We start from the raw sequence: 21,653 nt of genomic DNA, 5'->3' as shown, positions 1-21,653 counted from the left end.
ACATCACACCTATCATAACATGTATTCAAGCTTCAATCGGGCAGAAAGTTCGCTGATTTTCGTCTCCCGTTCGATGTAAACGCGCTCTGCTTCCTGAAGGCTGACAAGCTGAAACTGCACCTGCTCGCCCGGCATCATCTGCGTGACCTGAGAAAAATCAGCTGATGCGATATGGGCGATTCTCGGGTATCCGCCCGCTGTCTGCCTGTCTGCGAGAAGAACGATCGGATTGCCGTCGGGCGGCACTTGAATCGTTCCGAATGATACCGCTTCAGAGATCATTTCCAGAGGCTGAGTGAGTTCGAGCGCCTCTCCTTGAAGACGGTACCCCATCCGGTCGGATTTAGCCGTCACCCGGAATGGACCCGCGAAAAAGCGCTCTTGTGATGATGAGGTAAAGCAAGCAAACTGATCGCCTTTGATGACACGAATGACCGGGTTCTTTTTTAGCGGGAGAAAATATTTGCGGTCGACAGCCCACTTCGGAGCCGCAAAGCCCCGTTCTTTGCCCTCGTCTGCGAGCTTTCTGTGCAGCGCTTCCGACAACGGCGTCGGGCTGCCTAGCGATAACACGTCTCCCTTTTGAAGCGCCCTTCCTTGAAAGCCGCCGAGTCCTGCTCTGACATATGTGCTTTTGCTTTCCATTACAGGCGGCACATCAATTCCCCCGGCCACTGCCATATATGCACGGCTTCCGCGCTTGCACATGCCGAATGTCAACACGCTGCCCTCTTTGATGAAAACCGGGCGCCAAAGCGGGACTTCTTCGTCATTTACCATCAGTGAAAAGTCAGCGCCCGTCACCGCTATAAGAGCAGGTTTTTGAAAGCGGAGAGACGGCCCCGGCCCCATCAGCGTCACTTCAAGCGCAGCTTCGTTCTGGCTGTTCCCCGCGAGCAGATTGGCAATCCGCAAAGAATCGGCATCCATGGCACCGCTGACAAGCACGCCGTATTTTTGAAAACCTGTGCGGCCCAAGTCTTGAACCGTTGTCATCAGACCCGGCTTTAACACTTCTATGCTCAAGATTTCCCCTCCTTCAGCGCGTGATACTCCTCTTCTGTCACGCTGACAAATTTCACGATATCCCCTGCTCTCAGAAGGCTCGGAGGCTGTTCATAAGGCTTGAATAATTCAAGCGGCGTATTGCCGATCAGCTGCCAGCCGCCCGGCGTTGAAAGGGGATAGACGCCTGTTTGCATGCCGGCTATTCCGACTGAACCGGCGGGAATCGAAGTCCGAGGAGATGACCGCCGCGGTGCGGCTATCTTTTCTGACATTCCGCCTAGGTAAGGGAAGCCCGGCGCAAAGCCGATCATATAAACGAGGTACTCACCCGAGGTGTGAATATCGATGACTTCCTGTGCAGTCAGGCCGTTGATGTCGGCCACTTCCTCCAAATCAGGGCCGAAACGGCCGCCGTAACAAACCGGAATTTCCACCGTGCGCTGATCTGTCTCTTCTTCCATTGTGAGCTCTTGGAGATGATGGTCGAGGAGGGCTTTTACCTTTTCATACGGAGAATCAACAGCCTTGCCGCTCTCCATCTTGCGGTATACTTCAAATGGCTGATAGAAAACGGTCACACTCGTGAAAGCCGGCACACACTCAATAAAACCGGGAAACGGATCGTTTTCAATCCGCTTTGTCAGCGCGCTGACGACACGGTGCGTCTGTTCGCTTATCCCCTCTCCAAGCTGGATGATAACCGCGGAGTCGCCGAGCGGAGACATTGTCGCATTCGAAAGATTTTTCAATTCTGTTTCACCTTGCCTTTCATCCCCTTAAATTAAAAATCAATACAGATAAACCGCTCTGTATTGATTTTGAAATCCTATAACACACCAAATTGTTCATCCCGAACATCGGTAACCAGCATATGGCCGGGCGAATGCGTAATCATCAGCTCCGGCCTTGCGTGCATTGCGACTGCCTGAGGGGTGACGCCGCAAGCCCAGAATACCGGAACTTCCCCTTTTTTTATCGTTACCGCATCGCCGAAATCGGGTTTTGCGATGTCTGTTATACCGATGGCTTCTGGACTGCCGATATGGACAGGCCCTCCGTGAACGGCGGGAGGCCTTGATGTAACCTGAACGGCTCGCACCGCCTGCTCTTCCGGAACCGGCCTCATGCTGACGACCATAGGCCCTTGAAAACGGCCTGCCGGGACACAAGGAATATTCGTTTGATACATCGGGACATTTCGCTTTTCTTCAATGTGTCTGACAGGGATTCCGTTATTCATTAACGCTTGTTCGAACGTAAAGCTGCAGCCGATTAAAAAACCGACCATGTCGTCTTCCCATAAAGAAGAGATATCTGTCACTTCATCCGCCAATTCGCCACGCTTGTATACGCGGTATTTTGGAAAATCGGTGCGGATATCAGCGTCCGGCGCCGTGATGGACGGAACCGGAGATCCGGGGTCCGTGACATCAAGAATCGGACACGGCTTTTGATTGCGCTGGCAAAACAGCAAGAACTCAAAAGCGAGCTCTTTTTTCAAAATCACCAGGTTTGCCTGGGTAAAACCCCCGGCCATGCCGGCTGTCGGACCCGTTATTTCCCCTTTTCGAATCAGAGCCCTGACTTCGTCAGGACGCATTTCATTTACATGCAACGAGATCATCCCCATAACTTAGGAATTTCATTGATTAACGTATAGCCTCCCATGATGGCCATGACAATAACGACCAGAATGCCCGGAATTGTAAGCCAGATCGGATGCCTGTAGTCGCCGATGACATTCTTCTTATGCGCGCCGATTAAAAGGGAGCCTAGTGCGATCGGCAAGATTAAGCCGTTTAATGCGCCGGCAAGAACGAGAAGGTTGACCGGCTTTCCAATTGTTACAAAGCAAAGCGTTGATACAATAATAAAGACAATTATAATGCCGCGTGAATTCTTTTCGATTTTCGGAGAAAACGTTTTAAAGAATGATACCGACGTATAAGCAGCACCGATCACGGATGTAATAGCAGCGCTCCACATGACGAGGCCGAAGATTTTGTATCCGACATTTCCTGCGGCATGCTGGAATACTGATGCCGGCGGATTATCCGGATTAATCTGCATACCTTTTGATACGACGCCAAGTACGGCAAGGAAAAGCGCAATCCTCATGACAGACGTGATCAAAATGCCGGAAACAGAGCTTTTCGTTACTTCAGGGATCGCATCCTTCCCTTTAACACCCGCATCAAGCAATCGGTGTCCGCCGGCAAATGTAATGTATCCGCCGACCGTACCGCCGACAAGCGTTATAATCGCAAGATAATCAATGTTATCAGGCATGACCGTCTTCGTTATCGCTTCCCCTACCGGAGGTCCGGTGGTGACAGCGACGTACACCGTCAGTAAAATCATGACAAAGCCTGCGATCAGCGTAAACCGGTCCATCGCTTTTCCCGCTTCTTTAATGACAAAGATCAAAATCGCGATGACGGCGCTGATGATGGCTCCCATCTGCGGCGAAATGCCGAATAAAACCTGCATGCCGAGACCGGCGCCTCCGATATTGCCGATGTTGAAGGCAAGCCCGCCCAGAACGACAAGAAAGGCGATAAAATAGCCGAGTCCCGGTAAGACGAGGTTGGCGATTTCCTGCCCTCTTTTTTCAGAAACCGCAATAATTCTCCACACATTGGTTTGGGCGAAAATATCTAAAATGATGGAAACGAGGATGACAAAGCCGAAGCTTGCGGCCAAAGATTGTGTAAATACTGTGGTTTGTGTTAAAAATCCCGGACCGATTGCAGATGTGGCCATTAAAAAAGCGGCGCCCAAAAGCAACGTCCAGTTGCCTGCCGGCGCTTTTGTTTTTTTATTTTGTTTCAAATGGTATTCCTCCTTTTGTCAACATCATGTAGAAAAAGCTTGTACTTTAATATCTGCTGCTCTGAGTTCGCGGCGGATTTTTTTCGCAAACTGAAGCGCGTGTGCACCATCACCGTGAATGCACACCGTATCTGCTTTAAGGATGACATCCGTTCCCTGCAGGCTGCGGACCTTGCCTTCTTTCACCATGCGGATCACCTGGCCGACGGCTTCATCGTCATCTTGAATCAGCGCATCATTCTGGCGGCGGGAAGTCAGCGTTCCGTCTTCTTGATATGTACGGTCGGCGAAAACTTCGTGAGCCGTTTTTAAACCGGCTCTTTCACCGGCAAGCACAAGTTCGCTTCCCGCCAAACCGAATAAAATCAGTTCCGGGTCTGTTTGATAAACTGCGCGCGCGATCGCATCCGACAGTTCCCGGCTTTGCGCAGCCATATTATATAGTGCGCCATGGGGTTTCACATGCTGCATGGTCACGCCTTCAGCCTTTAGAAATCCTGAAAGCGCACCGATTTGATACACGACAAGATCGTATGCTTCTTCAGGCGTGATCGCCATATTGCGGCGCCCGAATCCCGCTAAATCGGGAAGTCCCGGATGCGCGCCGATTTTCACGCCTTTTTCCGCCGCCATTTTGACGGTTTTGCGCATGACGCCAGGGTCTCCCGCATGAAATCCGCAAGCGATGTTGGCTGATGTAACAAACTCGAGAATCTCCTCATCCAGCCCGATTTTATAAGCGCCGAAGCTTTCTCCAAGATCGCAGTTTAAATCAACTTGATTCATCAAATCCCCCCTATATATTGATGCACATTCGGTCGAATTTTAGTATATCCCTCGTTTTGTTCCGATTTTCGGAACATTAATTCCGAATAATCAAACTTGAATTGATTATATCAAGGATTTGCCCGCTTGGCATCATATTGTTAGGAAACCTCACATAAAATAAATCGTTATACCTAAAAACTTTAGCTGATAAACCTGATTTCACAAGGTTTTTCAGCTTGCTTCAGTCCATGAATATTTTTTATTTTGCACAAAAAAAAGAGCCGCAAATCGGCTCTTTTTTCGGCTAGGACAATACCCAATGCCTGATCGCCTTTGCGACTCCGTGTTCGATATTGGAATCTGTAATCCAGTCCGCGGTTTCTTTGACGATTTCCTGGGCGTTCCCCATGGCAACGCCTAAACCGGCTTCTTTGATCATGGCGATATCATTTAAACTGTCTCCGACCGCCATCACATGTTCCATCGTAAAGCCGAGGCGCTCGCACACTTTTGCCAAAGCGGCCGCTTTATTGATCCCGATGGCATTGACTTCAATATTGGTCGGGCTTGAATTGGTGACTTCCAATTCTTTGTTCTTTTTCAGCTCTTCCAGGACCCGGTTTCTGACGTCGTCATCCGGAATATCAAAGCCGAATTTCAGCCATTCATACGCTTGTATATCCTCAGGAAACTCGCCTCTCCACACTTTATCGACACTGGCGGCCCAGAAATCGGTGTTGTGCAGATTGCGCAAATCCCACATCATTTGGACATGATCGGGATGAAGCAGCTGGCGCTCGACCAGGTTGAAAGACGAATCCCAGATTTCACTGCCGTTTGCCGTGATCAAAAAAGAAGACAGTTCGAGCGACTCCGCCAACTCCCGGCACGTCATCAGCGTCCGCCCGGTGCTAAGCACGACATAAACCCCTTTTTCCTCAGCTTCTTTAATCGCTTTTCTGTTTTCATCAGAAATGGTTTGTTCGTCATTTAACAGTGTTCCATCCATATCCAGAGCTACTAGCTTCACATCGATTCGATTTCTTTGACTGACTGACACGATATTTAAGATACCTCCACTTTTTTTAGGCTTTTATCTATTCTAATATAAAAATCGGCCAGGACAAAGAAATCTTAAACGAGCTGTTCCGCCGCCAGTGCAATGTGTTCTGCGGTCAAACGGTAAGATTTTTTCAAATAATCGATTGTCCCGACCTGCCCGAAGGCTTCATGAACCCCGATTCTTTTAAGCGGCGCGGGATAATGTTCACTCAGCACTTCCGCAACTGCGCTTCCCAATCCGCCTATGACATTATGGTTTTCAGCCGTGACAATCGCATTCGTTTTTTGTGCATAACGAACCACCGTTTCTTGATCAATCGGCTTGATGCAATACATATCGATCACTGCTGCATCGATTCCTTTTTCTTTTAGCAGTTCAGCCGCCTGCAAAGCTTCGGCGACCATGATGCCGCTGGCAAACAGCGCCGCATCGCTGCCATCTTTGAGAACTTTTGCTTTTCCGTCTGCGAATGTTTCGTGTTCATCATAAAGCCTGACAGCCTTTTTTCTGATCGTCCTGATATAGTGAATGCCGTACTCTGCCGCAGCCTTTTTGATCAAAAATTTGAGCATTGCCGCATCGCTTGCTTCATAAACAAAGGCGTTTGGGATCAGCCGGGCGAGTCCCAAATCTTCAAAGGCCATATGGGTTCCGCCGTTATGTTCAGCCGTAATTCCCGAATCTGATCCGAGAATCTTAATGTTTGTTTTGGCATATGCACCTGAAACAAACAGCTGGTCAAAACAGCGTCTTGTCGCAAACTGAGCGAACGTGTGAACAAACGGGATTCTTCCGGTTAACGAAAGCCCGGCCGCAATCCCTATCATATTGGCTTCCATGACACCGCAATTGATCACTTGCTCGGGAATGCGCCGTTTGACTTTGTCCATGGAGATCGAGCTCATCAAATCCGCTTCCAAGGCCACGATGTCCGTGTTTTCTTGAGCCAGTTCATAAACGGCTGAGCTGTATGCCTGCCTCATTTCAACAGCGTCCAGCTCTACATTTGCCGCCTCATTCATGCCCTCACTTCCTTTTCTTCAAGCGTCAAAATGATCCTTTCGATCATGCGGTTTTGCTCTTCATTTGCTCTAATGTGGTGGCTGTTCTCCATTTTTTCAAAATAAGGGATGCCCTTTCCCTTCACCGTATCAAGGATGACGGCAACCGGCCTTTCCCGCTGGGCTTCGCCTCTTTTGACCGCACGATAAATCGCTTCCGGTTCGTGTCCGTTTACCCTTTCGGAATAAAACCCGAAGGCTCTAAATTTGCTGACAAAATCCAGCGGATCGATAATCTCTTTCGTCGGGCCGTCCAGCTGTTGTTTATTATCATCCACAAACACATAAAGATTGCGGAGCTTATGGTGCGCCGCAAATTGGATCGCTTCCCAGCATTGGCCTTCGTTCAGCTCCCCGTCGCCGACAATGACAAAGGTGCGGTTAGCGCGTCCTGAAAGCTTGTGCGACAGCGCGACTCCTGCTGCAGCCGAGATCCCCTGGCCCAGCGACCCGGTCGTCATATCGACTCCCGGTGTTAAATTTCGGTCAGGGTGCGACGGAAGAGCTGTGCCGTTTTGGTTTAGCGTATAGAGCACATCTTCTTCAAAATAGCCGGAAAGATGAAGCGCTGCATATAAGGCGGGGCCGCCGTGCCCTTTTGAAAGGATAAAGAAGTCCCGATCTTCCCACGACGGATTGGCAGGATCTATTTTCATCACCTTTCCATACAAAACGGCCAACACATCGGCGATTGACAAGCTGCCACCATAATGTCCAAAGCCGAGGTGATGAAGCTGTTTCAATGTCAGCAGCCTGATTTGATCACGAAAACGCTCCATATCGATTTCCCTTACTGACATCATTGCCCACTCCTTTATGCTTCGACTTTCTGATCTGGCTTTTCCGCCTTTCCGCGTTTAAAGCCGAACAAGACTGCGCCAACCACTACCGCTGCGATTCCAATTACAACGCCTCCAGATCCCAGCAGTTTCACCGCATGCCCAAGCACGATTCCTGTTGCGGCAAAATCGGTATCGGAAAATGTCGTATTGGCAAAGCCTAAATCACCCATGACCGGCAGCAGGAACACAGGGAAAAACGTGATAATCAGACCGTTGACAAAAGACCCCAAGACCGCTCCCCGTATCCCCCCTGCAGCGTTTCCGAAGACGCCGGCCGAAGCTCCTGTGAAAAAGTGGGGAACCACTCCGGGAAGAACGATGACGGCTCCGGCCGCTCCGAGAATCAGCATGCCGGTGATGCCGCCAATGAAGCTGCAAAAAAAGCCGATTAATACGGCGTTTGGCGCGTACGGAAAAATGATCGGACAATCCAGTGCCGGCTTGGAATCCGGTACGAGTTTGTCAGATATGCCTTTAAAAGCCGGAACGATCTCCGCGAGCACGAGTCTGACTCCCGAAAGAATAATAAACACCCCTGCCGCAAATGTGACCGCTTGAATAACGGAGAAGACAAGATAATGCGTACCGCCGCTCAACTCGCGCTCCACATAGCCCGCCCCTGCAAATAAGGCAATCAAAACGTACAAGATGGTCATAGTGAGCGCAATGCTGACAGAGCTGTCCCTTAAAAATCCGAGGCCGTTTGGAAACCGGATTTTTTCAGTTGAGCGCGAGCCCTTGCCTGCCGCTTTGCCGATTAACCCGGACACAGCGTAACCGATTGAAGAAAAATGGCCGAACGCGACCTTATCATTGCCGGTTATCTTTTTCATAAAAGGCTGAACCATCGCCGGAAACAAACTCATTGTCAAGCCGAGCGAAACAGCTCCGACGCCGATCAAAAACGGGCCCTTCAAACCCGCCACCGCCAGTATAACGGCGATTAAACATGCCATATACAATGTGTGATGCCCGGTCAAAAAAATGTATTTTAATCTGGTAAAACGGGCAATTAAGATGTTGGACAGCATCCCGAAAAACATGATCAGCGCTGTTGCCGTCCCGTATTCATTGAGCGCCATCGCGACAATCGCTTCATTGTTCGGAACGACGCCGTTCACATGAAAGGCTGCTTGAAACATCTTTCCGAACGGCTCAAGCGAGCCAACAAGGATGCCCGCCCCGGCTGAAATCACGATAAAGCCTAAAAACGATTTGGTCGTCCCTTTCACAATTTCATTGGCAGGCTTTTTTTGAAGCAGAAGACCGATAAGAGAAATGGCTGCAATTAATACAGCCGGCTGGCTTAACACATCCATCATCAGCTTTAGTGCTCTTTCACCCATTTGCAGTTCCTCCTTTTCTGTGATTAAAGCACTCCTTTTTCCTGCAATGTTTTAACCAGTTTTGTTTTCAGTTCATCCATGTCTATAATGCTTTCAAGCACGACGATATCGCGCAGGTGGGCCGCTCCTTCTGCGATATCTTTGGCAACGATAAACAAATCCGCTTGATCAGGAGACGCTGAACTCAAATCCGAATGATCCACCTCGATCTCCATAAACCCCATTTCCTGCAAAATATCCTTAATATTCATTTCCAGCATAAAACTGCTTCCGAGTCCTGATCCGCAAACTGCCAATATCTTCATATTATCCCTCCTGTTTTTAATTGGATGAATAGGCTTCGATTAAACGTTTGATATGCTCCAACGACTCGGTTTCCTTTAAGGAATCCTGATTTTCTTTATTGCTGAGAAGCCGGGTCAGTTGGGAAAGTGCTTTCAGATGTGTCGTATGGTCAACCGCCGCAATGCAAAACAAAAGCCTTACCGGATACTGCTCATCATCCAAAAAATAGACCGGCTCCTTCAGTTTCAGGAGACTCATTCCCACCTTTTGGACGCCCTTTTCAGGTCTTGCATGAGGGATGGCAATCTCGGGGCCGATAATCATATAAGGTCCCATCGTTTTGACATTGTCGATCATGGCATCCGTGTATTCCTTCAAGATCACCTCCTTATCAAGCAAAGGCTTTGCCGCTGTTTGAATCGCTTCTTCCCAGCCTTTGATTTGGTCGGCCATTTGAATGGTTTCATCTGTCAGCAGATCTTTCAGCACTGGTCGTTTCCCCCTTGTTTCCGTCACTTTTTGAACAAATGCAATATTTTTCAATGATTCTCTTAGTCCTTTTTCGTCTATGATACTGGCATGCTTCTTGAGGATGTGAAGAAATTCGTCTGTCAAAAGCTCCCTTTGCTTCACACCGAACATTTCCTGATACACTTCATTGACAAGCCTGCTTTTTTCAGCGGGCGTCATCAGCGGCCTGACCATGTAGTATCGCTTTTTGGTTTTCAGCTCAACGGTGGAAAACACGGCATCATAATGATCAAAGACGTCAGGTGTGAATTCCTGCAAAGACATCGCTTTCTCAACGACAATCTCTGAAAATAGCGATTCAAGCTGGCGCCTGACCATTAAGGATGAGCTGACACCGCTCGGACAGACGACGACTGCCGTCTTTTTGGATGACCCGGACTGCACCGGCTGCTCAAGCAATGCACCAAAATGAATTGTGATAAAGCCGATTTCTTCCTCTGGAACCGGTTTGTTCAACAGCGCTTCAAGGTGCCGCATCAGCTTTTGAACGATGGTAAACAGTTCTTTATGCTCTTTCTTAATTTTGCTGAGCAAGGGATTGTGAATCGGAATGCGGTATTTCATTCTGAAATATGCCGGCTTCAAGTGCCGGTAAAGAGATTCCGCCACCTCGCGCCTCCTGGGAAATGTGATGCATGCTCTTGATTCAAATTCAAATACAAGTTTTTCACACAGCTGATAAAGCGGATCATGTGCCGGCTGCTGTCCGAATGAAAGACCGAGCAGCTGGATCAAAATGTAGCAAAGTTCCGTTTCATGAACGGGAATCCGAAGCTCATTCACAAGCCTTACGGCTGCGTTTTTCAGCGGACTTTGCTTTAAAAGCTCACCCTCCTCCTGGTGAAAACGGACAATTTTTCCTTCGGCCACTCTGATCGAATACATCATCAGAAAGTAGATAAATTCATTAAGCCTTTCTTCGACGAGTTGAAGCCCGTATTCTTTTGAGACAAGTTCAACCGCTCTTTTAAATTCTTGTTGTTTGTGATCGCGCGAGCCGGAAATTTTTAAAATATAATGAAGGATTTCTTTGCCGTAAGGCTTTTGCAGGAAAGAAGAAAGGTGGTGCATGACGGGAACTCTTTTATCAAACTCGCTTCCTATTAAATGATAGCCGCGCTGTCTTGTATATTTGATCGCCACTAAAAACGGAGTCAGCGCCTCATTCGCTTTTTTCACATCATTCATGACCGTATTTTTGCTGACCTGCAATAGCTGTGTCAGATGAGCGGATGAAATCGGCTCCCTGCGGACAAACAGAAACATGTACAAGGCCTTGATCCGCTCTTCCTGCGTAAAAATAAACGAGCGGCCGATGTCTGAACAGGCTTCGGAGAACCGCAATTCAAGCAATGTTTCCGGAACGGCCAGCCTGTTCTTTCTTTTATATTCGATTTCAGGCAGCTGCTTGCCGGTCAGCCAATGATTGATTTTGTCCAGGTCATAGCAGATTTGCCGTTTCGATAATTGAAAATGATCAATCAGCTGATGCATTGTCGCCTCTCTGACACGCAGCAAATATTGGAGCAATTGAGCAGGACGTTTCTCGTTGATCATTTTTGCGACCCCCTTATTGACATCATATAATAAAGCGCTTTCATTTTGTTTGCCGATTGGGCACAATTCATGGGACTTCCGATCTTCAAGATTGGTCTGATATCCTTCTTTTTTATCGTATAAGCATGAAAAAACCTCTCAGAAGGTGTTGAGAGGTTTTTTCTATCAATCAGCTGCATGCCAATATACTTTCATCAAATCTTCCGACCATTTCGGCTGTATGATTTGTCCTTTCGGGAGAAACTCTTTCATCACCGGTTTGATATCGATTACAGGTGTTCCGTCAATCGCATCCAACCCTTTCACTACAAGCTTGCTCCCGGATTTTTCAAGGAGGGTGACAACGGTCGCGCCGAGCCTGTTCGGCCTGTTTTTTCCCCGTTGGGCGAAAATGCCTGTCTCAGGATAGTTTTTATTGTTTCTCGGGCGCCTCACCTTATATTGAATGTGTTCCTCTTTTACTTGATGAAAGTAAAAGATAATGTCCAAATGGGAAAATTCTTCGATCCCTTTTAAAGCGTCCGGATGGATGCCTTCAGCCAACTTAATTTCAGAAATCACATCGCCCCAATGATCATCCTTCGGGAAAGTCCGCAAGTTTTCCACAAACGCGACAGGCTTTATTTCTATCAATCTTCTCCCCCGCTTTCACTTTGCTCCATAAAAATTCCGATCTCTGCTTTCACTGCAGGTTTTCCGTTTACTGAGGCGGTTCCTTTGCCGAATAAAAACCCCCGTTTATAGCGGGAAACTTCAAAGTATAGATCAAGTTTGTCTCCCACAACGGCCTTGCCGGTGCATTCGGCTTTTTTCACCGAAGACAGAAAGCCGATTTCAGCCGGTTCTTTCAACGCAGTAAATGCTGCGGTCTGAGCCAGCGCTTCTATTAAGATGAAAATGGCATTTCCTTTTGATTTTCGGTGATGAACCAGTCGTTTTCCGTTATGAATTTATAGCCTTTCACCCATTTTCCCGGCTCACTCTCTACAACACAATCTATGAATAGAAATGGGTATCGATGCGGCAGTACAGGGTTGTTCATGCTGATCATCTTTTTTTTCAGCAGTTTCATTTTTTTCTCTTTTTAAATGGCTGCTGAACGATCAATTGCAAGCTTCACCATGACCAAAAGCCGGGGCTTAAGCTCCGGCTTCGCTTCATCAATTCGATTTCAGATTGTCGGGGAAGACGGTCAGATCTACTCCCCATAAATGCGGAAGAATGTAGAACACAGCTCCGACGATTAAAATTAGTGTGAAAATATTAATGACAAAGCCGGTTCGAACCATTTCGCTGATCTTCAATTTGCCCGATGCGAAAATAATTGCATTCGGCGGCGTGCCGACCGGCAGCATGAAGGCGCAGTTTGCCGCCATTGCAGCAGGCACCATTAATGCGTACGGATGAACATTCAGCGCTAAAGCGAGCGAGGCCAGTACAGGCAGAATCATGGTCGCCGTAGCCGTATTCGACGTAATCTCCGTCAAAAACAGCACCAATGCCGTTGAGATGATGACAATAACCACAAAGTTAAATCCATCCAATACCGTCAGCCTTCCGCCGATCCACTCCGCCAGACCCGTTTCTTTAAAACCTGTTGCGAGCGCCAAGCCTCCTCCGAATAAAAGGAGAATCCCCCACGGCAAGTCCTTCGATACCGACCAGTCCAATACCCTGCCCCCTTTATTGAGCGAAGGGATCAAGAAGAGCAATGAAGCGGCGAATATCGCAATCATTGTATCGTCAATACCCGGTATTTTGTCATCCCATAAAAACGTTCTCGTCACCCACATAAACGCGGCAAACCCGAAGACGAGCAGAACCATTGTTTCTTCAAAACTCATCTTTCCAAGCTTTCTTTTTTCTTCGAGAATCAATTCTTTTCCGCCCGGAAGCTCCTTCATCTTGATCGGATGCGCCACTTTCGTCAAGTACAGCCATACCGCTACAAGCAAAATGACGACGACCGGAACGGCAAAAGCCATCCATCCGCCGAAAGACACTTCAACTCCGTACAGCTTCTTAATATTGGCCGCCAAAATAATGTTCGGCGGCGTGCCGATCAGCGTACCGAGTCCGCCGATTGTCCCCGCATACCCGATGCTGAAGATCAGCGCTTTTGAAAATTTCGCCTCTTCTGCGGCTAAATCTTTTCTTTCAGACTTTATGACAGCTGATACCTGATGAATGATAGCGGTTCCAATTGGAAGCATCATCATCACCGCGGCCGTATTTGAGACCCACATAGACAAAAATCCTGTGGCCGCCATAAAACCGAGGACGATCCTCGAGGTGCTCGTGCCCACTACAGAAATAATATTGAGCGCAATCCGTTTATGGAGATTCCAACGTTCCATCGCAAGTGCAATCAAGAAGCCCCCTAAGAATAAAAAGACGATCGGATCGCCGTAGCTCGACGTGACAGCTGCCCCTTCCAGCGCCCCCGTCAGCGGAAGCAGCACGATCGGCAGCAATGATGCAGCCGGAATCGGAACAGCCTCCGTAATCCACCAAACCGCAACCCACAAAGTAGTCGCCAATACCATTCTACCTTCATAGCTCAGACCCTCGGGAAAAAAGAACAAAAGGACAGCGAAAAACAATGCAGGACCAAGCAGCAGCCCGATTTTTTGAGGCGTTTTATAGCTCGGCGGCTTCTCTTCCTTCATGGTTTGTTCCGAATTTATCTTTAAACCGGCATCTTTTCCCGCCCTGACAGGCATGGCGAACAAAAGCAGCCTCTTTGCTTCCCGGTGTGATCTCCAAAGCATATCCCATGCTGACACAACGCTTGATTTCATAAAAAACTCCCCCTTCCCCTCTATCTATAAAGCGCTTACAATAATAATCAAAAAGTAATCTGCCGACTGTCGACAGTTATAACTTAATTATAACGGACAGCTAATGGCAGTCAACACTTTTTTTGTCACAAAATACTCAATATTATGGTAATTTTAGATTGATGGTATTTCTCTCTTTTTGCTAGACTATTAGTGATTTCCGCAGTGAAAAATAAACGAGGTGAACAGCGTGAAGTTTTCGATCCAACGTGCAGTCTCTTATCATGATCAAGTCCATCATTATTTAAAAGATATGATTATTAAAGGAGGATATCAGCCCGGCGAACGGATCTATGAATCCAAAATCGCCAAGGAGCTGCAAGTGAGCCGCAGCCCCGTCAGAGAGGCGATTCGGACACTTGAACAAGAAGGCCTGTTATTGATAGATGATAAATCAAAAATTACAGTTTATGAACCGACAATCAAAGATCTTGAAGAAATATACCAATGCCGTCAGGCGCTCGAATCCCTGGCCGTTTCTTTGGCGACTCGCCTTGCCTCTAATGAAACACTGGAGCTCATTTCCGAAACGCTCTCTGAGGCGCATAAGCACCAGAAAAGCCAAGGTCCGGAGTCGGCTAATGCTCTGCTTCGCCTAAATACGCAATTTCATGATGCCATCATCGAAGCGAGCGAAAACGAACGCCTGCAAAAACAGCTGCTTGATTTACGGTCGCTGACCTTTTTCTACCGGAGCAAAAACCTTGAAAAACCGGAGCGCACTCTTGAAATCATCAATCAGCACGAGGAGATTCTGCGTCACATGCAGGACAGAAATGACGCAAAAGCAGCCGAATCAATGAGGAAGCATATAGAGGCAGACCTTTGCTACTTAAAAGAGGTGTTGTTCAGAAGCAGTGCCGCACGCTAAAAAAGCAGGGTTCCCCCTGCTTTTTTCAGCTCTGACAGACAAATTCGGCTGTTCGGTTGATCTCTTTGATGACATCCGGCAGGCGATCGCGATCATTCACTGCATGAACGCGCTGAAACCCTACGGCTGCAGCTCTCTCCCCCGCTTCTTCAGTGAGGCAGAACGCCTGAAGACGGGCAGCCGTTTTTTCCGGATGGAGGCCGACTGTCTCCGCCTCGTTTACGAACAGCTCGACGCATGTTCGATTTGAAAACAACACTATATCAATAGGAAACTCATCAATTTCCCGTTTGATGATCGAGGTAAAGCGGCTGTCGATCACCCTGTCATGTGTAATCAATACCTCGCACCCGGAGTGCGGGTAATTTTGCACGGCTTCCCGGCTGCCGATCAGCAAACAGCTGCCCGAGACCGGCATTTCCGTTTGCAGAAAGGCTTCAAATCCCCGTTCTTCAAGAGCTGCTTTTACATGCTGATCTGAAGCGTAAAGCCTTCCGCGCATTTCCCTGACATCGATCTTCAAAGCAGCAAGCCGGCTGAAAAATCTGCGCAGTGACGCACTTGAGGTGAACAGCAGGCTGTCAAAACAAGCGATTCGACCTAAAAGTGCATCGTCAGGCACCGTTTCGGCCGATTTCCATTTCGGCCATTCCACAACTTCAGCGCCTTGTTCACGAAGCGCCTCCACTGGAATTTGTTCTTCTTCACAGCTTTTGACTGCCATGATGTTCAGCCCGATCAAAGGCTTTTCTTCAAACCAGCTGTTCTGCCTGAATGATACGATGTCGCCGATGACGATAATCGCGGGATTTTTGATCTGATGCTCGGTTATTTTCTCCCTGATATTCTGCAATGTCCCTTTAACACTCCGCTGCCGGCCCCATGTGCCCCATTGGATGGCCATTGCGGGAACAAGGGGGGACTTGCCGTGTTTCATCAGCTGCTCGCATATATAACCAAGGTTTTTGATCCCCATGTAAAAGACGAGGGTTTGGACGCCCTTGGCCAGCCCTTCCCAATTCATCTCCGGTTTGCCCGATTTATCATGGGCGGTGACAACGGCAAAGGATGAAGCGAAATCGCGGTGGGTCACAGGCAGTCCGGCATAAAGAGGAGCGGCGATTCCCGATGTAATGCCTGGCACCATCTCGTACGGGATGCCGTGTTCGCTGACGGCGGCCGCTTCTTCCCCGACTCTGCCAAACACGCTCGGGTCTCCTCCTTTCAGCCGGACCACTTTGAGGCCTTTCAGCCCCTTTTCAATGAGCAGTGCATTGATTTCACTTTGCCTCATATAATGGCGGTCCGGGAGCTTGCCGCAGTAGACAAATTCGCATGATGCTTTTGCATGCTCAAGCAGCCGGGAATTGACGAGCCTGTCATACAATATGACATCCGCCGCCTCGATCAGCGTTCTTCCTTTTAATGTGATCAATCCTGAATCGCCCGGTCCGGCCCCGACAAAATAAACTTTCCCATTCCCCATCAACTGTCATCCTTCCATCTGCCGATTATGTGAACGCGTTTGTTTTTTTAATAAAGAGGGGTCACGTTCTGCGACCCTTAAGGCTTTTGAAATATTGCGTTTCGCTTGTTGCGCCGTTTAATAAACGATATACAAATCTTCGCCTTCAACGACCGTTTCGTATGTCTGCACACACCCCGTGTCAGGCTCTTGGACTTTGCCGTCTTCAAGGCTGATCTTCCAGTCGTGCATCGGACAGAAGACGAATTCGCCGCTTACCATTCCTTCGGCAAGCACGCCCCCTTTGTGGGGGCAGCGGTTTTCAATCGCGCGGACGCTGCCGTTTGAAAGCTTGAATACCGCGATTTCCTTGTCCTTGATGAACACTGTCTTCCCAAGCTGATTCGGCAAATCCCCGATCTTCGAAACAAACACCTTTGTTAAGTTCTTGTTCACCATGTGAATTCCTCCTCAAGTTGGTTTTTCATTTTAGGAAGTGACAACATTTTCGAATAGCTGTCTTGTTGTCTTTCCGTCTTCCAAAAAGTCTTTCCACGGGTCTTTATGGACAGACAGCGCTTGATTAATGCGGTCATTCAGCTCTTTGCGTTTTTCTTTATCATTCAATACGGATTGGACGTGGGACAAGCCGACACGTTCGATCCATGCAGATGTCCGCTCTAAATAGTTGGCTGTTTCACGATAGTATTGGAGATATGCGCCTGTGATTTCGATGACTTCTTCAGCCGTTTTGACTTTCATTAACAGATCGCCTGCACGCAGATGTGTGCCTCCGTTTCCGCCGACGTAAATTTCCCAGCCGCCGTCGATGCCGACAACGCCGATATCTTTAATGCCGGATTCAGCACAGTTTCTCGGACAAGCGGAAACCGCCATTTTAATTTTGTGAGGCGTGTAGAGCCCTTCAAATTTTTTCTCAAGGTCAATTCCGAGAGCCATTGAATCTTGCGTTCCGAAGCGGCAGAACTGTTCGCCTACGCACGTTTTTACGGTTCTGAGCGTTTTTCCGTAAGCAAATCCAGAAGGCATGTCAAGATCAGCCCATACTTTCGGAAGATCCTCTTTTTTGACGCCGATCAGATCGATCCGCTGGCCGCCGGTCATTTTCACTAGAGGAATTTCATATTTGTCGACGACATCGGCGATGCGCCGCAAGTCATTCGAATTGGTGACCCCGCCGTACATCCGCGGTACGACTGAATATGTGCCGTCTTTTTGAATGTTGGCGTGCATCCGTTCATTGACGAAGCGGGATTCTCTTTCATCTTCATATTCCTTCGGATTGATCATGCCGAGGTAGTAGTTAAGCGCAGGGCGGCATTTGGAACAGCCTTCCGCCGTTTTCCAGCCGAGCACGTTCATGACTTCTTTTGTATGGGTCAGCCCTTTTTCTCTGATTTCGGCCACGAGTTCGTCTCTTGAAAGGTCCGTACATCCGCAAATCGCTTCTTTTTGTGCTGAAGCATCAAATTCTGAGCCGAGCGTATGCTGGAGAATCTCTGCGACAAGCGGCTTACATCCTCCGCAAGAGCGCGATGCGCCTGTGCATGCTTTAATTTCATCCGTCGATGTGCATCCCTGCTCTTTGATCGCCTGAATGATCATTCCTTTCGAAACGCCGTTGCAGCCGCACACGATCTCATCGTCGCTCATCGCAGCGGTCAAGCTCATGCCTTCTTCCTGATTCAAAGGCTGCAAGATTGAAATTTTTGAAGTATCAGAAATATCCGCTCCTTTTTGAATCATGGAAAACAGCCTGTTTCCTTCGCTGCTGTCTCCGAACAGTACGGCGCCGATCACCTGATTGCCGCGCAGAACGATTTTTTTGTAGATTCCGTCCTGTTCGTCAAACACTTTGAGCGCTTTTTTGTCTTCTCCGTCATCCTCATTAAAGTCACCGGCAGAAAAGACCTCAACACCGGAAACCTTCAGCTGGGTAGATAAAACAGATCCTTCATACGGAGCCGTTTCAACGCCGCAGATTTTTTTGGCAAGCACTTTTGCCTGTTCATAAAGAGGCGCGACAAGTCCGTAGGCAATGCCCCTATGCTCCGCGCATTCTCCGACAGCGTAAATGTTGGGAACTTCGGTCTCCATGTAATCATTGACGACGATTCCTCTGTTTACCGGAAGGCCGCAGTCTTTGCCGAGCTGAACGTTCGGCTTGATTCCGACCGCCATGACGACCAAATCGGCCTCAAGCGTTGAGCCGTCTTTGAATTTTAAGCCTTCGACACGTGTTTCTCCGTAAATTTCTTCGGTCTGCTTTTCCAGTAAAAATTTCATGCCCTGCTTTTCCAGCTCTTTTTGCAAAAGCCGTCCTGCGGCTGCATCAAGCTGACGCTCCATCAAATATGGCGCGAGGTGGACAACGGTAACATCCATGCCAAGGTTGAGAAGTCCGCGCGCTGCTTCCAGTCCCAGCAGCCCGCCGCCGATAACTGCTGCTTTTTTGTACGTTTTGGAAGCTTCGAGCATGATATCCGTATCCTTGATATCACGGAAAGCTGTTACACCTTCTTTATCCGCTCCGGGCAATGGCAGAATAAAAGGGAGAGAACCTGTCGCCAAAATCAGTTCATCATACGGCTGGACTCTTCCCGTATCCGTGATGACGGTTTTGGACTCCGGATCAACTTTAACGACTTCTTCACCTGTATACAGCTGAATGCCGTTTTCTTCATACCAATCCCAATCATTCAGTGTAATGTCCTTAACATCCGTATCTCCTTGAAGCACTTTGGAAAGAAGAATCCGGTTATAGTTTGGGTGCGGTTCGCTGCCGAAAATCGTGATCTGAAACTCTTCGTTTGAAATTTTAAGAATTTCTTCAATGGCCCTGACCCCGGCCATACCGTTCCCTACAAGGACAAGCTGCTTTTTTTTCACTATGATCCTCCCCTTTTTCAAAACAATTCACTATACGCCCTAAACAAGTATTCTATTTACATCTTTAAAACTATCACAAATTATAGTTAATTTTGTAAACTTTTTATGACTTTTTATGACAATTTATTCACAAAATTGTCAACTGACGGACGAATTTTCACGGAGCAAACCTTAAATCCCGGCATGCTGCAGGACGGATCGAGCGTTTCCGCTATCAAATCGTTCACATTTTGCGAATCCGCCCAATGCATCGGTACAAAAACGGTATCCGGCCTGATGGCTTCCGACCATTTGCTCCTGACGATGATGCTGCCTCTTTTTGATTCCACCCTGACCAGCACCCGGTCGCCAATATTGTACTTTTCCGCCGTTTTCGGATGGATTTCCATAAATGATTCAAAGTGTCTCGCCTTGAGCGCGGCGCTCCTTCTCGTCTGTACCCCGGTTAAATAGTGAGACATCACCCTTCCGGTCGTCAGAATAAGGGGATACTCCTCAGTCGGTACATCTTTTTTGACCTTTGGTTCGTTCGGGACGACGCACATTCTTGCTTTTTTGTCCGGGTGGGAGAAGGATGATTCAAACAGGCGCTGTGTTCCAGGGTGCCCCTCTTCTGGACAGGGCCATAAAATGCCGCCTTCCTTTCTCAGACGTTCATAGGTGATGCCCGAATAGTCGGCAATTCCGCCGCGGCTCGCTTTTCTCAATTCATTAAAAACATCCTCTGCCGATCGATATGAAAAATAGCGGCCTTTTCCAAGCGCTTTAGCGATATCGCAAATAATTTGCCAGTCATGCCTCGCTTCACCGGGACACGGCTTTGAGGCTTCCCTTAATGTCACTCTGCCTTCCAGATTGGTCATCGTTCCTTCGTCCTCGAGATAGGATGATGCTGGGAGAACGACATCCGCGAGTATTGCCGTTTCAGAAAGAAACAAATCAACGGCGGCAAAAAACTTTAATTTACCCAAAGCGGATTTGACAAAGCCGGCGTTCGGGCTGGATACAACAGGGTTTGAACACATTAAAAACATTCCTGTAATTTCGCCTTCATGAACTTTCTTCATCATTTCATAAGCGGATACGCCTTTTCCCGGAAGATCTTCAGCTTTTATGCCCCAAACATCCGCAATATAGGCGCGGTCGGCTTCATTTTCAATCGAACGGTAACCTGGCAGCTGGTCTGCTTTCTGCCCGTGCTCCCGCGCCCCCTGCCCATTTCCTTGCCCGGTGACGGCGCCGTAGCCGCAAGCAAATTTGCCGATTTTCCCCGTTGATATTAGAATATTCAGTAAATTTCTTACAGCAGCCGTTCCGTCAGTCTGCTGTTCAACCCCTCTTGCCGTGAACAGCATTCCCGTCTCCTCGCGGGCGAATTTTACCGCGGCTTTTTTGATCTGCTCGATTTGTATCCCGGTTTTGGCCGAAATGTCTTCAAGCGATAAAGATGCTACATGGCGCTTGACCTCTTCAAACCCTTCAGCTCTATCTCTGATAAACGCTCCGTCTGTCAGCTGTTCTTCAATGATGATTTTCAGCATTCCGTTTGCGAGCGCGGCGTCTGTTCCCGGCTTGATTTTCAAATGCAGGTCGGCGATCTTGGCCGTTGCCGTTTCGCGGGGATCAATGACGATGATGTACGCCCCGTTTTGCTTCGCTTCTTCAAAATACGGCATGATCGTCGGCTGGCACTCGGCGATATTCGTACCTGCGAGGATGATGACCCTTGCATGGGGGATCTCGGAAAGGGCATTTGTCAGTCCCCGGTCCATTCCGAAGGTTTGATTTGCAGCTGTTGCGGCCGCCGACATGCAAAGCCTGCCGTTGTAGTCAATATGCTTCGTCTTCAAGGCGACGCGGGCGAACTTCCCGAGCAGGTACGCTTCCTCGTTTGTAATGGACGCGCTGCCGTATACACTCAAAGCATCGCGGCCGTCTTCATGCTGGATCGCTGTTACTTGTTCTTTGATGTACTGAAGCGCTTCTTCCCATGACACACGGACGAATTCACTGTTTTTTTTGATCAGCGGATGGGTGATCCTCTCTGAATGAAACGCGTGCTGATGGGCGTTCATCCCCTTCATGCACAGCCGCCCCTTTGTCGTCGGATTGTCTTTTCCGACCGCCGTGTACTTTTTTCTTGTCACAATCGTCTGTTCAATGAGCTGCATTTTGCACTGCATGCTGCAAAATGGACATTGGGTGTCATACGTTTTTTCGGATTGCACTTCTTTTTGCTTTGTGCGAAAGTACTTTAGCAATCGTTCTGTCAAT

At 48.4% G+C, this 21,653-nt stretch carries 18 protein-coding genes and 1 pseudogene; 1 reads left to right on the top strand and 18 read right to left on the bottom strand.

Translation table 11 applies throughout. The annotated features are described in order from the left end of the window. Nucleotides 1–12: 12 nt before the first annotated feature. From MKY62_RS02525 to MKY62_RS02460, 14 genes and pseudogenes are all read right to left on the bottom strand, one after another. Nucleotides 13–1,026: a biotin-dependent carboxyltransferase family protein gene (locus MKY62_RS02525; RefSeq protein WP_003179020.1), complete on the bottom strand. Its 1,014-nt coding sequence runs from the start codon at nucleotides 1,024–1,026 to the stop codon at nucleotides 13–15. Further along, nucleotides 1,023–1,733, bottom strand: coding sequence for a 5-oxoprolinase subunit PxpB (pxpB, locus tag MKY62_RS02520; RefSeq protein WP_044051830.1), 711 nt, complete (start codon nucleotides 1,731–1,733; stop codon nucleotides 1,023–1,025). Before pxpB ends, MKY62_RS02525 begins: the two co-directional genes overlap by 4 nt. Nucleotides 1,734–1,834: 101 nt before the next feature. Then, nucleotides 1,835–2,608: a putative hydro-lyase gene (locus MKY62_RS02515; protein ID WP_339614130.1), complete on the bottom strand. Its 774-nt coding sequence runs from the start codon at nucleotides 2,606–2,608 to the stop codon at nucleotides 1,835–1,837. A gap of 20 nt (nucleotides 2,609–2,628) precedes the next feature. After that, nucleotides 2,629–3,840 carry an NRAMP family divalent metal transporter gene (locus tag MKY62_RS02510; RefSeq protein ID WP_003179015.1) on the bottom strand — a complete coding sequence of 404 codons (1,212 nt, stop codon included), beginning with the start codon at nucleotides 3,838–3,840 and terminating at the stop codon, nucleotides 2,629–2,631. A 24-nt stretch (nucleotides 3,841–3,864) separates the two neighbouring features. Beyond that, nucleotides 3,865–4,626 carry a 5-oxoprolinase subunit PxpA gene (gene pxpA / locus MKY62_RS02505; RefSeq protein ID WP_003179013.1) on the bottom strand — a complete coding sequence of 254 codons (762 nt, stop codon included), beginning with the start codon at nucleotides 4,624–4,626 and terminating at the stop codon, nucleotides 3,865–3,867. 286 nt (nucleotides 4,627–4,912) lie between these two features. Continuing rightward, complete coding sequence (locus MKY62_RS02500; protein WP_003179011.1) at nucleotides 4,913–5,668, bottom strand: Cof-type HAD-IIB family hydrolase; 756 nt, start codon at nucleotides 5,666–5,668, stop codon at nucleotides 4,913–4,915. A 74-nt stretch (nucleotides 5,669–5,742) separates the two neighbouring features. Further along, nucleotides 5,743–6,693 (bottom strand): transketolase C-terminal domain-containing protein, encoded by a 951-nt coding sequence (locus MKY62_RS02495; protein WP_003179009.1) that lies wholly within the window; start codon nucleotides 6,691–6,693, stop codon nucleotides 5,743–5,745. Beyond that, nucleotides 6,690–7,532 (bottom strand): transketolase, encoded by an 843-nt coding sequence (locus MKY62_RS02490; protein WP_011197555.1) that lies wholly within the window; start codon nucleotides 7,530–7,532, stop codon nucleotides 6,690–6,692. The genes MKY62_RS02495 and MKY62_RS02490 overlap by 4 nt, the downstream gene beginning before the upstream one ends. Before the next feature lie 14 nt (nucleotides 7,533–7,546). Next, a complete protein-coding gene (locus MKY62_RS02485; RefSeq protein ID WP_003179004.1) occupies nucleotides 7,547–8,920 on the bottom strand; it encodes a PTS ascorbate transporter subunit IIC in 1,374 nt (457 codons plus the stop codon). Nucleotides 8,921–8,943: 23 nt separating this feature from the next. Then, nucleotides 8,944–9,225, bottom strand: a complete 282-nt coding sequence (locus tag MKY62_RS02480; RefSeq protein ID WP_009330165.1) for a PTS sugar transporter subunit IIB — start codon at nucleotides 9,223–9,225, stop codon at nucleotides 8,944–8,946. 16 nt (nucleotides 9,226–9,241) lie between these two features. Further along, on the bottom strand, nucleotides 9,242–11,293 hold the full coding sequence (locus tag MKY62_RS02475) for a BglG family transcription antiterminator (protein WP_011197553.1): 2,052 nt from the start codon (nucleotides 11,291–11,293) through the stop codon (nucleotides 9,242–9,244). Between the two features lie 165 nt (nucleotides 11,294–11,458). Continuing rightward, nucleotides 11,459–11,926 (bottom strand): tRNA (N6-threonylcarbamoyladenosine(37)-N6)-methyltransferase TrmO, encoded by a 468-nt coding sequence (gene tsaA / locus MKY62_RS02470; RefSeq protein WP_009330167.1) that lies wholly within the window; start codon nucleotides 11,924–11,926, stop codon nucleotides 11,459–11,461. Then, nucleotides 11,923–12,335 (bottom strand): annotated as a pseudogene (locus MKY62_RS02465) (3-hydroxyacyl-ACP dehydratase FabZ family protein). Before MKY62_RS02465 ends, tsaA begins: the two are co-directional and overlap by 4 nt. 118 nt (nucleotides 12,336–12,453) lie before the next feature. Further along, nucleotides 12,454–14,094, bottom strand: a complete 1,641-nt coding sequence (locus MKY62_RS02460) for a DASS family sodium-coupled anion symporter (RefSeq protein WP_009330168.1) — start codon at nucleotides 14,092–14,094, stop codon at nucleotides 12,454–12,456. A 229-nt stretch (nucleotides 14,095–14,323) separates the two neighbouring features. Here MKY62_RS02460 and MKY62_RS02455 point away from each other — a divergent pair, with 229 nt between their 5' ends. Further along, nucleotides 14,324–15,004, top strand: coding sequence for a GntR family transcriptional regulator (locus MKY62_RS02455; protein WP_003178989.1), 681 nt, complete (start codon nucleotides 14,324–14,326; stop codon nucleotides 15,002–15,004). A gap of 25 nt (nucleotides 15,005–15,029) precedes the next feature. Here the strand turns inward: MKY62_RS02455 and cobA are convergent, their stop codons facing one another. The 4 genes from cobA to MKY62_RS02435 all read right to left on the bottom strand — a co-directional run bounded on the left by cobA (nucleotide 15,030) and on the right by MKY62_RS02435 (nucleotide 21,652). After that, nucleotides 15,030–16,490 carry a uroporphyrinogen-III C-methyltransferase gene (cobA, locus tag MKY62_RS02450; protein ID WP_003178986.1) on the bottom strand — a complete coding sequence of 487 codons (1,461 nt, stop codon included), beginning with the start codon at nucleotides 16,488–16,490 and terminating at the stop codon, nucleotides 15,030–15,032. Between the two features lie 117 nt (nucleotides 16,491–16,607). Beyond that, on the bottom strand, nucleotides 16,608–16,928 hold the full coding sequence (gene nirD, locus MKY62_RS02445; RefSeq protein ID WP_003178983.1) for a nitrite reductase small subunit NirD: 321 nt from the start codon (nucleotides 16,926–16,928) through the stop codon (nucleotides 16,608–16,610). Between the two features lie 30 nt (nucleotides 16,929–16,958). Further along, entirely contained in the window at nucleotides 16,959–19,379 is a 2,421-nt protein-coding gene (gene nirB, locus MKY62_RS02440) for a nitrite reductase large subunit NirB (protein ID WP_003178981.1), read from the bottom strand. A 113-nt stretch (nucleotides 19,380–19,492) separates the two neighbouring features. Further along, nucleotides 19,493–21,652 (bottom strand): nitrate reductase, encoded by a 2,160-nt coding sequence (locus tag MKY62_RS02435; protein WP_016885148.1) that lies wholly within the window; start codon nucleotides 21,650–21,652, stop codon nucleotides 19,493–19,495. Between the last annotated feature and the right edge of the window lies 1 nt (nucleotide 21,653).

The organism is Bacillus sp. FSL R7-0646 (assembly GCF_037969865.1).
Taxonomy (GTDB): Bacteria; Bacillota; Bacilli; order Bacillales; family Bacillaceae; genus Bacillus; species Bacillus licheniformis.
This window is presented reverse-complemented; position numbering and strand designations above follow the sequence as displayed.